Origin of the sequence: Mesorhizobium sp. M1027 (assembly GCF_040318745.1) — a bacterium.
Lineage (GTDB): Bacteria > Pseudomonadota > Alphaproteobacteria > Rhizobiales > Rhizobiaceae > Mesorhizobium.
On record NZ_JAMYMW010000001.1, the window covers coordinates 496,268 to 509,628 of the forward strand.

10 protein-coding genes and 1 tRNA gene are annotated in these 13,361 nt (G+C 60.8%); 6 read left to right on the plus strand and 5 right to left on the minus strand.

The features are described from left to right. Positions 1-488: 488 nt before the first annotated feature. From NKH50_RS02385 to NKH50_RS02395, 3 genes are all read left to right on the plus strand, one after another. Positions 489-1,583: a glycosyltransferase family 4 protein gene (locus NKH50_RS02385; protein WP_352508760.1), complete on the plus strand. Its 1,095-nt coding sequence runs from the start codon at positions 489-491 to the stop codon at positions 1,581-1,583. 234 nt (positions 1,584-1,817) lie between these two features. Beyond that, positions 1,818-2,684, plus strand: coding sequence for a class I SAM-dependent methyltransferase (locus NKH50_RS02390; protein WP_254818352.1), 867 nt, complete (start codon positions 1,818-1,820; stop codon positions 2,682-2,684). A gap of 359 nt (positions 2,685-3,043) precedes the next feature. Continuing rightward, a complete protein-coding gene (locus NKH50_RS02395; protein WP_352704654.1) occupies positions 3,044-5,623 on the plus strand; it encodes a bifunctional diguanylate cyclase/phosphodiesterase in 2,580 nt (859 codons plus the stop codon). Positions 5,624-5,711: 88 nt separating this feature from the next. Here NKH50_RS02395 and radC read toward each other — a convergent pair whose 3' ends face one another. Together radC and map are read right to left on the minus strand one after the other, a co-directional pair. Next, complete coding sequence (radC, locus tag NKH50_RS02400; protein ID WP_254818353.1) at positions 5,712-6,458, minus strand: RadC family protein; 747 nt, start codon at positions 6,456-6,458, stop codon at positions 5,712-5,714. 53 nt (positions 6,459-6,511) lie between these two features. After that, positions 6,512-7,339, minus strand: coding sequence for a type I methionyl aminopeptidase (gene map, locus NKH50_RS02405; protein WP_352751297.1), 828 nt, complete (start codon positions 7,337-7,339; stop codon positions 6,512-6,514). 302 nt (positions 7,340-7,641) lie between these two features. On the opposite strand from map, the gene NKH50_RS02410 reads away from it, so the two are divergent. Continuing rightward, positions 7,642-7,941 (plus strand): DUF982 domain-containing protein, encoded by a 300-nt coding sequence (locus tag NKH50_RS02410; RefSeq protein ID WP_254818355.1) that lies wholly within the window; start codon positions 7,642-7,644, stop codon positions 7,939-7,941. Positions 7,942-8,064: 123 nt separating this feature from the next. Here the strand turns inward: NKH50_RS02410 and NKH50_RS02415 are convergent. From NKH50_RS02415 to phaC, 3 genes are all read right to left on the minus strand, one after another. Then, positions 8,065-8,139: transfer RNA gene (locus NKH50_RS02415), tRNA-Glu, on the minus strand. Positions 8,140-8,312: 173 nt separating this feature from the next. After that, complete coding sequence (locus NKH50_RS02420) at positions 8,313-9,482, minus strand: YcbK family protein (RefSeq protein WP_352876450.1); 1,170 nt, start codon at positions 9,480-9,482, stop codon at positions 8,313-8,315. Between the two features lie 270 nt (positions 9,483-9,752). Next, positions 9,753-11,579 (minus strand): class I poly(R)-hydroxyalkanoic acid synthase, encoded by a 1,827-nt coding sequence (gene phaC / locus NKH50_RS02425; RefSeq protein WP_352508758.1) that lies wholly within the window; start codon positions 11,577-11,579, stop codon positions 9,753-9,755. Between the two features lie 97 nt (positions 11,580-11,676). On the opposite strand from phaC, the gene NKH50_RS02430 reads away from it, so the two are divergent. Together NKH50_RS02430 and NKH50_RS02435 are read left to right on the plus strand one after the other, a co-directional pair. Beyond that, on the plus strand, positions 11,677-12,063 hold the full coding sequence (locus NKH50_RS02430) for a hypothetical protein (protein ID WP_254818357.1): 387 nt from the start codon (positions 11,677-11,679) through the stop codon (positions 12,061-12,063). Positions 12,064-12,103: 40 nt separating this feature from the next. Continuing rightward, positions 12,104-13,321 (plus strand): LL-diaminopimelate aminotransferase, encoded by a 1,218-nt coding sequence (locus NKH50_RS02435; RefSeq protein WP_254818358.1) that lies wholly within the window; start codon positions 12,104-12,106, stop codon positions 13,319-13,321. Positions 13,322-13,361: the final 40 nt, after the last annotated feature.

Consider the following 13,361-nt stretch of genomic DNA (forward strand, 5'->3'; position numbering starts at 1 on the left):
CCTCCATAGGGAGCGTTTATGGCTCCCGAGTTCGGCAAGGTGGTGCCTGAGTTCGGCGAGATGCGCCCGAAGCCGCTCACTCCGTGTCACGGTAGTGCCCTGCCCAGCTGGAATTCGCATCTGGCGGTACTCCAGCCAAATCCGGCTATCTAACTGAATTCCGGGCTTTATGTTCCATTCGGCACCGGCACGCCTGGATCACTTGGTGGTGATCGAGCGATCCAAAGCTGCCTGTCAGGGGGCGGCGGGGCGGCGGCGCGTAGCTCATTCTGTCTTTTTATCGAGCCGGTGAAACATTTCTTATGGATCGCAGTTCTTGGATCCAGAGGAGTTGAATAAGGGCAACCTGCTTGCACGGGAGGAGCACGGAAGGCACAACTATAAATACGCTCTGCATAGAATACTTCGCAACGAGAAGCTCTCGCTTGTCTTGGTTGCCGCCGAAGCTTGTTTGAAAGACGGCGGTCGCCGCCGAAAAGATTTTCTAAATGAAAATAGCCCAGATCGCGCCACTAACCGAATCCGTGCCGCCCCGAACCTACGGTGGAACCGAGCGAATTGTTTCGTATCTGACCGAAGAACTTGTCCGACAGGGCCACGAGGTGACGTTGTTCGCCAGCGCCGATTCTCGTACCTCAGCCGAGCTGGTGCCGTGTTGCGACGTCGCGCTGCGCCTGAATCCCAGGGTCCAGGACGGTGGTCCGCACCACGTCATGATGCTTGAACGGGTGCGCCGGCGAGCCGATGAATTCGACGTTTTGCATTTCCACGTCGATGTTCTGCACTTCCCCATCATTCGGGATTTTGCCAGACGAACGGTTACCACGCTTCACGGCAGGCTCGACCTGCCCGATCTGGCGCAACTTTATGCTATGTTCGACGATGTTCCCCTGGTCTCGATCTCCTTCGACCAGCGCCGGCCCGTGCCGCCAGTCAATTGGATTGGAACCGTGCATCATGGCCTGCCACGCGATCTTCTGCCATTCCACCCGAACACCTCTGGCTATCTTGCGTTTCTCGGTCGCATCTCGCCGGAAAAGGGGCCGGAAGCGGCCATAGAAATAGCAGTGCGGGCGGGGTTTCCCCTGAAGATCGCCGCCAAGATCGACAAGGTGGACCAGTCGTTCTGGAAGGAAAGGGTCGAGCCGCAAGTGCTGCGGCATTCGAACGTGGAGTTCATTGGCGAAATCGATGAGCGGCAAAAGGCGGATTTTCTGGGCAATGCGAAAGCGCTTTTGTTCCCGATCGACTGGCCGGAACCCTTCGGGCTCGTGACGATCGAAGCAATGGCCTGCGGTACGCCGGTAATTGCGTTCCGGCGTGGCGCCGTCCCGGAGATCATCGATGACGGTGTGTCCGGATGGATCGTGGATACGGTGGAGGAAGCTGTGGGCGCGCTCCGGCGCATAGACTGCCTCGATCGCGCACGAGTGCGGCAGACGTTCGAGAAGCGGTTCACGGTCGAGCGCATGTGCAGCGATTATGTGGCACTCTACCGAGCACTCACGAACGGCACGGCGGGCGCAGGTGCCCCCACAAACGAACTCTCCCGAAATGTCGCGATGGTGGCTGTGCCGGGCTGAGGAACCGACAATCCACATGCAGACCACGAGGATGGCGTCAGGTGCGCCTGCAGGGTCTTATTGCCAAGCGCGGCGACTGCGCCAGAAGCCTTTGATCTGCGGCAAGCGTTCCAGAAGCTATGGTGTCCGCGAACGGTGGCAAACTGCCGCCCGGTCCGGATTGACGCGCGATACTTTCGCTGCAAAGGTACTTTAACGACTTGTTTACCATGCGTCAGTCAGGGGTGGGGGAATTTGGAACGGTTTTTGGGTGCGAACCGCCTTAATTGGGATGATCGGGCCGAACTGCACTCGACCGACACAACGGGCAGCTACCACATCGAGAATGTGCTGGCCGGCGGATCCAATCTTTATGAGCTGGAAACGCGCGAGGTCGGCGATATTGCCGGCAAGGATATCGTCCACCTGCAGTGTCACATCGGCCTCGACACGATCAGCCTGAAGAATCTCGGCGCAGGCAGTGTGACGGGGCTCGACTTTTCACCGGCGGCGATCGCGGCGGCGCGGGATTTTGCTGCGAAGGCAGGCACCGACGTGCGCTTCGTGGAAGCGCCACTGTTCGAAGCGGTGGAAGCGCTCGGTCGGACCTTTGACATCGCTTACGTTACATGGGGCTCGGTAAACTGGCTGGACGACGTGTTCCGTTGGGCGCGGGTGGTTGCCGACCTCCTGAGACCCGGCGGCCGTCTCTACATGGCCGAGGGCCATCCATTGATGTTTCAGTGCGATCGAAAGGCCGCGGCCCTGGAATTGAAGCACGACTGGCGAACGCCGATAGCTCGGCCGCTCGCCTGGAACGAGGAACTGACCTACACCGGCGATGACCGCATCCTGAAGCATCCTCGCTATTATGAATGGATCCACCCGATCAGTGACGTGGTGAATGCGCTGATTTCAGCTGGTCTGACGCTCGATTTTCTCAATGAGCATGACACTGTTTCGTGGCAGCACTTTTCATTTGCCGTGCGGGCCGGCAAGGATATGTACGGCTTGCCAGAGAACTCTCCCAAGATACCGATGGCCTATTCCATTGGCGCGACGAAGCGTAGCATCGGCAAGATACCATACCTTGTGTCTCCCAAGGCGATCGAGGGGCACTAGTCCAGGTCGACGCTCCTGAGTACTCGGGTCGGAGCGTCGAAGTTTGCAATCGCTCGCGCTCCTCGATCTTCCGAAGGATCGCCGGCGCCAGCGCATCTCAACTCAATCAGTGGGACGATGTCAGTGGAAATCGGCAGCTGGCTCCAGCCGCTCGGGCCTGCAACATCAGCAACGGGTCGGAAAGCGCAAAAGCTCTAAGGAGCGTGAAGGTGACATTAAACATTGAAAGCTAATGTTCCTCATCGGGTCGACCCGGGAACCTGAAATGGCACTTGAGGAATCGCCTATTGGCTTTTTTCCGCGCTAAGTTCGGCGGCATCAAGGAGGTCGTCTTTTCGTCGGCAAACATTCCGGCGGCGATCGCGCTTATCGTCATACTTATCAGCGCCGCGTTCGCGGAGCACCAGAACAAAGTCGTCTCGGACCAGGCCGTCCGTGCGGACGTGTTGACCAAGGTCAATCTCATCCGCGCCAAGCTCGAAGGCAATATCAACGGAAACCTTCAACTCGTGCGTGGATTGGTCGCCGCCGTCGTGACCGAGCCTTATATGGGACAGCAACGCTTCGCCTCGCTGGCGAGCAATCTATTTGGCGCCGACTCGCAATTGAACAATATTGCCGGCGCGCCCGATCTGGTCGTTTCCCTGATGTACCCGATGGAGGGTAATGAGCAGGCGATGGGCCTGGACTACCGCAAGAACGAGCGGCAGCGTGCGGCTGCGCTGAGGGCGCGAGATGAACGCAAGCTGGTGCTTGCCGGTCCCGTCGAGCTGAAGCAGGGGGGACAAGGCTTCATCGGCCGCTTTCCGGTTTTCGTGCCCAGCGCGGGCAACACGGAAAGGTTCTGGGGCATTATTTCAGCCGTTGTCGACGTGCAGCGCCTTTACAAAGCGAGCGGCATGCTTGACGACGATCTCGGGATCGACGTAGCGCTGATCGGCAGGGACGCCCTCGGTCACCGAGGTGGTCAATTCTACGGCAATGAGGAGATCAGCAAAAGCGATCCGGTGACGGCTGACGTTTTGCTTCCTTCCGGCTCGTGGCAGCTCGCTGCCATTCCCAAGAACGGCTGGCCTTCGACGCCAAGTAACGCATGGTTGTTGCGCGCGATCATGGCGACGGCCGGGGCCTTGGTTGTGTTCCCTTTCCTGGTCACTGGTCGTCTGATAGGCGAAAGACAGCGCAATTATGCGGAATTGCGCCGATTGTCACGACGCCTCGAACTCGCTCTGGAAGCTTCGGCTATCGGGGTTTGGGAACACGATCTCGCGACCAACGAGCTTACATGGGATGAACGCGTCAATGAAATATATGGCAAACCAGCGGGGGAGCACCGGGGCTACACAGACTGGGCGGGAGCGATCCATCCAGATGATCTGGCTGGCGCCAACGCAGATTTCGATACGGCGGTGGCCAGCGGACGACCATATTTGTCGGAGTACCGGATTGTGCGCCCGAATGGCGAGGTCCGTCATGTCCGGTCCAAGGCGATCCTTTACCGGGCCACAAACGACACCCCAAAAATGATCGGCGCGGAATGGGACGTGACTGCCGACGTCCTGCTGAACAAGGATCTGGTTCGCGCAAAACAGCTGTCGGAGTCGAAAAATGCAGAACTCGAGTCGGCCAAGGCGCGCATAGAGCACATTGCGCTTCATGACTCGCTGACCGGCTTGCCCAACCGGCGTTACCTCGACCAGGTACTGGAAGACTACGCGGCAAACGCCAGGCGCTCAGGCGGGCGTGCGGCACTGCTTCACATCGATCTGGATCGGTTCAAGCACATCAACGATACGCTGGGCCACGCCGCCGGTGACGCGATGCTGGTTCACGCGTCGACAGTCCTCAGATCGAAGGTCGGCGACGAAGGATTCGTCGCCCGCATTGGAGGAGACGAATTCATCGTTCTGTGCGTGGTACGCGACGATACCAAGCAACTGGCGCTGCTTGCCGATCGGGTCATCAGCCAGATGCGCGAGCCCGTCTATTATCAGGGCCACCGGTGCCGTTTTGGCGTCAGCGTGGGTATAGCTGTCGACAACGGAAAAGATGTCGAAGCCAAACACCTGCTGGTGAACGCAGATATCGCGCTTTACCGAGCAAAGAGCCGAGGGCGCAATCGATACGAATTCTTCACTGACGCGATGCAAAGCGAAATCGTCGATACAAAACGGATTGCCGACGAAATTCTCGGCGGCCTCGAGCGCAACGAGTTCATCCCGTTCTACCAGCCCCAATTTGACGCAAAGACGCTCGAAATCGTTGGGGTTGAGGCGCTGGCGAGGTGGCAACATCCAGTAAAGGGTATTTTGGCGCCCGACATCTTCCTGAGGATTGCGGAAGAACTGAACGTCGTCTCGATCATCGACCAAGCCATATTGAAGCAATCGCTTTCGGATTTCGAAGAGTGGTCCGCTGCAAAACTTAACATTCCACGGGTGTCGGTCAATGTCTCGGCGAGGCGCCTTCAAGACGAGGAGCTTATCAAGAGCCTGCGAGAACAAGATATCAAGAGAGGAACAGTTTCGTTCGAGCTTGTTGAGTCGATTTTCCTGGACGAGAACGACGATCTTGTCACGTGGAACATCGAGCAAATAAAAGAACTGGGGATTGACATCGAAATAGACGATTTTGGTACCGGCTACGCTTCGATGGTCAGTTTGCTGAAGTTGCAGCCGCGCCGGCTGAAGATAGATCGGCAGCTGGTCACCCCAATCGTCAAATCGCCGCAGAGAAGGCAGGTTGTCTCGTCGATCATCGAAATCGGCAAATCGCTGGGTATCGAGGTCGTGGCGGAAGGCGTCGAGACGATGCAGCACGCACGGCTACTCAAGGGCCTGGGCTGCGACATATTGCAGGGTTATGCCTTCGGCCACCCGTTAGACTCCGAGGGACTTAAGACATTTGTCCGATCGCGGCGCCTGCGCACGGCCAGCTGAGCCTCGGCGCCAGAATTTATCGAGCCGACCGCCTTGAGGTTGCGGTACATAGGCGCACAGCGGACAAAGCTGAAAACAACGCCAAACCTCAGATCAGCAGCAGGCCCTTCATGCTGGAGTGGCCTTTCCTGCCGATGATGATGTGGTCGTGAACGGCAATGCCAAGCGGTTTGGCCGTCTCTATGATCAGCTTGGTCATCTCGATGTCGGCGCGCGACGGCGTCGGGTCTCCCGACGGATGATTATGCGCCAGAATGATCGCCGTGGCAGAGAGCTCCAGGGCGCGCCTGACCACCTCGCGCGGATAGACCGGTGTGTGGTCGACGGTGCCGACCTGCTGCACTTCGTCGGCGATCAGCGCGTTTTTCTTGTCGAGGAACAGGATGCGGAACTGCTCGCGCTCCTCGAAGGCCATCACCGACCGACAGTATTCGAGAACCTGCGTCCAGGTCGACAACAGCTCGCGGCCGGCGATCTCGCCGCGCGCCATGCGTTGCGCCGTTGCCGCAACCACCTTGAGGTCGAGCGCCACCATCGGGCCTATGCCCTTCACTTCCTGCAGGCGCTCGACGGGCGCGCCGAGGACCTCGGCCAATGTACCGAAGCGTGCCAGCAAGGCCTTGGCGACCGGCTTGGTGTCGGCGCGCGGGATCAGCCGGAACAATAGAAGCTCGAGCAGTTCGTAGTCGGGGAGGGTGTTAGGACTGGCGGCGAAGCGCTCGCGCAAGCGGTCGCGATGGCCGAGATAATGCGGCTTGTCGGCGGCCACCGCCTTCGCGGGCGATCGCACCGGCCTTTCGGGAAAGAAGGCCCGCTCGTCGTCGTCACCGTTCATGGCTGCCCCACCCAGCATTTGCCGGGCACGGTAACGCCCCGATCTGCCAGACACTAGGCCCGCAGGCCGGGGCGGTCGAGGTTTTTTGGCGACAGCGTGAAGATCTCGCAGCCGGTCTCGGTGACGCCGATCGTGTGTTCGTACTGCGCCGACAGCGAACGGTCGCGCGTCACCGCGGTCCAGCCGTCCGACAGCACTTTCACATGCGGCCGGCCGAGATTGATCATTGGCTCGACGGTGAAGATCATGCCCGGCCGCATCTCGACGCCTTCGCTGGCGCTGCCGTAATGCAGGATATTCGGCGCGTCGTGAAACAGCCGGCCGACGCCGTGGCCGCAGAAATCGCGCACCACCGAGCAACGCTCGGCTTCGGCGTAGGTCTGGATGGCGGCGCCGATGGCGCCGGTGCGGGCGCCCGGGTTGATTGCCGCGATGCCGCGCATCAGGCACTCATACGTGACTTCGAGCAGCCGCTCCGCGGCACGCTTGATCGTGCCCACCGGATACATGCGTGAGGAGTCGCCATGCCAGCCGTCGAGTATATAGGTGACGTCGATATTGACGATATCGCCATCCTTCAACGGCTTGCTGTCGGGTATGCCGTGACAGACGACGTGGTTGATCGAGGTGCAGGATGATTTCGTGTAGCCGCGGTAGTTGAGTGTCGCCGGAAGCGCGCCATGGTCCATGCCGAACTCGAAGACGAAGCGATCGATCGCTTCGGTGGTGACGCCGGGCGCCACCATCGATACCAGTTCGTCGAGGCAGCGCGCGGTGAGATCGCAAGCCTTGCGCATGCCGACAAAGCCTTCCTCGTCGTAAAGACGGATCTGGCCGGTGTTTCTGAGCGGTGCCGTGGCGGCGTCGAGATAGGTGACCATTTTTGTCCGTCTTGCAGGGATGCGAGGGCTGGATGAGCCCCCGCCAGAGAAATCTCCCCAGATTTGGCACTGGAAGGCGCAAGGTTCAAGGACGAACTGCCGGCGACGACCGAAGACCGGCGATATTCAGGTCTTTGGGGCACTCTCCTTGCCTGTAGCTGCCCATGCTCCCGACCGGTTCATTTGGCTACCGCAGTGACGACACATTTCTAGGCGAGAAGTCGGCCCAAGCATGAAGCCGCCACGGCAACTTTTTATGCCGAACGATGTTGCTGCGGGGGTGTCGGTTCGGGAGAGGTCGAATGGACAGACTGCAATTTGCGGTGCCGGTGCGTATCGCGCCTGTGCCCAGCCAGCCGGTCGAGGAAATCTACAGTGTCGAGCAGGCGCTCGATTTCCTGCAAACGTGGCCGGTTCGCCGGAAGGGGCCAACCTACCAGGCTGCGTTCAATGCCTGTTTTGGCGCCACGGTGGACATCGTCGAGACCGAAGACGCATGGCGGGCCTTCATGGCCTTTTGCCGGGTGAGCGGCCTGCTTGCCAGGGACATGATGGTTCCTCCGCGCAAGCGCGGCGGCGAGGCGAGGGGACTGCGGGCGTAGGGAGCCCTCGGCACATCCGCAGTTTGTCTTCGCCCCTTTGCTGACACCCCATCAGAGTGGGTGGGGTCCGGCCAGGTTTGCCAGCATCACGCTGGCGATAGACATATGCCAAGTTGAAATTGCTGGTACGCCCAAGGGGAATCGAACCCCTGTTACCGCCGTGAAAGGGCGGTGTCCTGACCGCTAGACGATGGGCGCGCTCAGATGTGAGCGCTTATAGTTGCGTCGCGACAAACCGGCAACCCGTCTGCCGCCGGCTGCGACAACTTTTTTCCTTTGGCTCCAAACCGCGTCTTTCCGACAGCCAAGCTGGTTTTGCAGCATGCTGCAACGTCGCCGAGGGGACTTCGCTGTGGCCGAAGAACGTCTCCCTAACCGCGCCTGCGGCAACGCCAGTTCCAGTCGCGCTCGGGGCCGACATCGACATGGACGGATTCGGTGTGGCAGTAGGTGCCGACGCCGCCGCGGCCCGGCATGGTGCGGATGTAGCTCGCCAGTTCCCACTTCGAGACGCCGGGGACCTGGATGTCGGCAGCGGCGCAGTACATGTGCAGCGAATTCTTGGCGCCGTTGGCGCGGCGGTTGCGGGCCGGGTCGCGATAGCCGGAGGTGACCGTCATCTTGCGGCCGTAATGGCCTTCGATCGTCTTCAGCACGCGAACCAGCGACGGCTTCAAGCAGGCGACATCGACGCTTTCGTTCTGTTTCAGGAGGCCGTTGGGCGCGAGCCTGGCGAGGCCGGCGGCGGAGGCGACCTGGTAGGCACCACCCGAACCTTCGTCTTCGTTGAGATCGACGTCGCTCTCATCGTCGAGGCCGGATTTGCGCTTGATCTCGAACAACGCCGTCTGGCGCACGCCCGGCAGCGCATCGGCCGTGAAATGGCTGGTATCGCCGGTCGACACCAACTGCACCGGCTTTTCAGCCGGATTGGCCGAGGCCAAGGTAACGGTGGGTTTCGCCGCAGGCGTCGCCTTGGCCTGCACGGCCGTTGGCTGCCCGCCCGATCTGCTGTTGGCCGGCGATGCTGCCGAAGCGGGGGTGGCGCTGAACAGCGAGGCTAGGAAGTTTTTCTTCGGTGCGTAGGCCTGTGGCTGCGGCATCTCGCCGGCGGTTACATAGACCGGGTTGTTCATCGCCGGCGCGGCGGCCTTGGCGTCGGGCTTCGATGCATCAGCACTGTTTTGTGCCACGGCCTGTTCGGCCGTCTGGGCGTTTGGTTGCAGCGGCTGCGGCGTGTGTCCCGCGATCGTCTCGGCTGCCGTTGGAACGGCGATCGGGAAGCCGGCATCGGGCTTGGCCCCTGGCTTGGCTATTGGCACATAGGCGACCTGCTCGGGAAGGTTGGCGTCACCGTCGGCATTCATCGTCATTTGTGCGGTTGTCATCTGCGACGATGATGCGGCCGTGCTGGCCTGGGGCGCACCGGCGGCCGTGCTGATTTCGGTAGCCGAGGTATTGTAGCCTGGCATGCCGACCGACATGGTCGGGTCGCCGGCCGAGGTGCAGGACGCCAGGAGCACCGAGAAAAGCGCCGCCACAATGGCGCGGCTTTCTCCCTTCGCGAGGCGCGATCCTGCTGATCTCAAAACAAAATTCCCCCTCGATATCCGACCGGTTCGTCATTGGCGCGACGCCGAAACGTCTCGTCGAAATGACTCTTGTTCCCCGAACCGGAAACGAGACCTGTGTCAAATCTGCAAGCCTCAAAGTAATTTGGCGGCTAGAGGATGAATCAAGGCTGCTCAGGGTTAACGGCACCATTTCGCCCGCTTTTGGCGGCGCGTCAACTCACCACACATTACAGATGGTTACACGCGCACCTTGACATAGGTGCCGGGGGCTTCGCCTAGAACTTGCATATGCTCGCCCGGTTTGCGGGCCGGTACGCGGGTATTGTCCTTGGCTTCGATCCAACGTTGCCAGTGCGGCCACCAGGAACCGGGGTGGGCTGTGGCCCCGGCGAGCCATTTGTCAAAGTCGCCGGCCGGCTTGCCGCCGGTCCAGTATTGATATTTCTGCGCCGCCGGCGGATTGACGACCCCGGCGATGTGGCCGGAGCCGGCCATGACGTAGTCGACCTCGCCGCCGAAATATTTCGAGCCGAGGAATACCGATAGCGCCGGCGCGATGTGGTCCTCCTTAGAGGCGAGGTTGTAGACCGGAATGGTAACGTCCTTCAGCGAAACCGTGCGGCCCGCCAGTTCCATCATGCCTTGCGAGAGCCTGTTCTCGAGATAGCAATTGCGCAAATAGAAGGAATGGTTGGCAGCGCCCATGCGGGTCGAATCGGCATTCCAGTAGAGCAGGTCGAAGGGCAGGGGATCCTTGCCGCGCATGTAGTTGTTGACGACATAGGGCCAGATCAGGTCGCCCGAGCGCAGCATGTTGAAGGCGGTCGCCATCTTGGTGCCGTCGAGATAGCCTTTCTCGTTCATCGCCTTTTCGACGGCCGCGACCTGCTCCTCGTCGACGAACACTTTTAGATCGCCGGCATAGGTGAAATCGACCTGGGTGGTGAAGAAGGTGGCGGATTTGATGCGGTGGTCGCCTTCCTGCGCCATCAGCGCCAGGGCCGCCGCCAGAAGCGTGCCGCCGACGCAATAGCCGATGGCGTTGACTTGCCTTTCGCCGGTCGCCTTCTCGATCGTGTCGAGGCCGTATTGCAGGCCCTCCCTGATATAGGCCTCCCAACTCTTGGCGCCGTGCCGCTCGTCCGGGTTGATCCAGGAGATTACGAACACGGTGTGGCCTTGCTCGACGGCCCAGCGAATGAAGGATTTTTGCGGGTTGAGGTCGAGGATGTAGTACTTGTTGATCCATGGCGGGCAGATCAGCAGCGGCCGTTTGAGCACGGTGTCGGTAGTCGGCTCGTATTGCAGGATTTCGGCGACGTCGCTGCGGCCGACCACCTTACCCGGCGTGGCGGCGAGATTCTTGCCGATCTCGAAGGGCGAATAATCTGCCTGCCGCAGCTTCAGGTCACCCTTGCCCGCGGCGATGTCCTCCGCAAGCATCTTCATGCCGCGCACCAGGTTTTCGCCGTTCGAGGCGACAGTCTCGCGAAACAATTCCGGATTGGTCAGGATGAAATTCGACGGCGAGATGGCATTGGACACCTGCTTGACATAAAAGCCGGCCTTGTGGCGGGTATGCTCGTCCAGGCCGTCGGCGTGCTCGACCAGTTCGGCCGCCCAGCGCGAGGTGACCAGATACGCCTGTTTGAGGAAATCGAAGAAGGCGTTGCGGCCCCATTCCGGGTCCTGGAAACGCTTGTCGCCGCGCTCGGGCTTGACCGCGTCCTCGGCGCCGGCGCCGACGCGCTGGACAGCATTGGCCCAGACGGTCATGTAGCCGGAAAACAGCCGCGTTTGCGCCTCCAGCGCGCGCTGCGGGTCGGAGAGCCAGTACTCGGTGAGCTTGGAGAACGTCTTCACCATGTCGACGACCGGCTCGGCGACGTGATCGCGTACCTCGCCCTTTTCCCGCGGCTCGGCCCATGCCGAGGCGGCTTTGCCGGCCTGCTCGATCATGCGGGCCATGTTCAGAGCGAAGCGTTCCGGGTCCTTCACCAGATATTGCTCGACGGTCGAAGGTTGGTCATCTTCCGCTTTGCCCGAATCGGGTGTTTTGGCCATGGTTCGCGGGGTTCCTCCCGAAGCGTTTTGTTGACATATTACCATGGGATATCGAACAGGGTCCAATGTGCTCTAACCCGGCCGCCAGGAAAACAATATGACGATTAATATTGGCAAGAACGTTTTTTCCGGCACTGGTCGTTTTTGCCGCATGGCGCTCGTCATGTTGACGATGGCCGGTTGCACGAGCAGCAACATGGAAGGTGCGGCGCCCGCCACCGGCCTTGTCGGCGCGAAGGACACCGGTTCCTATCCGAACCTGAACATCCGGCCGCAGGTGGCGGCCGAGCAATTCACCGACGAGGAAAAGAACGCCAAGCTCGCCCAACTGAAGGCCGAGAAGCAGAGCCAGGCCGCCAAGGGCGGCGGCGTCAAGGTTGCGGACCAGGCAGCGCTGGACCAGCTGGCAAAAAAACACGGCGCCGAGGCGCTGAAGCAGATCGAAGGCAAATGCGACCCCGCTCTCGACCCTAGTTGCAAATAAGCTTATACGCGCGACCGCAACCTCACTGTCTGGAACTGCCATGGAAGAATTTCACAAGGTCCGCCGGCTTCCGCCCTATGTCTTCGAACAGGTCAACCGCCTGAAGGCCAGCGCCCGTTCGCGCGGCGCCGACATCATCGATCTTGGCATGGGCAATCCGGACCTGCCGACGCCCAAGGCCATCGTCGACAAATTATGCGAGGTGGTGCGCGATCCGCGCACGCACCGATATTCGTCGTCGCGCGGCATTCCGGGTCTGCGCCGTGCACAGGCCAACTACTATGCCCGCCGCTTCGGCGTGAAGCTCGACCCGGACAGCCAGGTGGTGGCGACGCTCGGCTCGAAGGAGGGCTTCGCCAATATGGCACAGGCGATCACCGCCCCCGGCGACGTGATCCTGTGCCCCAATCCGACCTATCCGATCCACGCCTTCGGCTTCATTATGTCGGGCGGCGTCATCCGCTCGCTGCAGGTCGAGCCGGACGACGGCTTTATCCCGGCCCTGGAGCGCGGCATCCGCCATTCGATCCCGAAGCCGCTGGCTCTGATCCTCAATTATCCGTCCAACCCGACGGCACTGGTCGCTTCGCTCGATTTCTACAAGGAGGTGGTGGCCTTCGCCAGGAAGAACGACATCATCATCCTGTCGGATCTTGCCTATTCGGAGATTTATTTCGACGGCAATCCGCCGCCTTCGGTGCTGCAGGTGCCGGGCGCCATAGACGTCGCCGTCGAGTTCACCTCGATGTCGAAGACCTTTTCGATGCCGGGCTGGCGTATGGGTTTTGCGGTCGGCAATGAACGGCTGATCTCGGCGCTGACGCGGGTGAAATCCTATCTCGACTATGGCGCCTTCACGCCGATCCAGGTGGCGGCGGCGCATGCACTTAACGGCGACGGCGCCGACATCGCCGAAGTGCGCGACGTCTACCGCAAACGCCGCGATGTCATGGTCGACTCCTTCAGCCGTGCCGGATGGACCATTCCCGCACCGGCGGCATCGATGTTCGCCTGGGCGCCGATCCCGGAGCCGTTCAAGCACCTTGGCTCGCTTGAGTTCTCCAAGCTCCTGATCGAGCACGCCGACGTCGCGGTGGCGCCGGGCGTCGGCTTCGGCGAGCATGGCGACGATCACGTGCGCATCGCGCTGGTCGAAAACGAGCATCGGATCCGGCAAGCGGCGCGCAACATCAAGCGCTTCCTCGCATCCAGCGCCAAGCAGCCGAATAATGTCGTACCGCTCGCCGCGCATCGCTGATCTTATACACATCGACCGAATTGTTGAGGGGCGTCGCCGG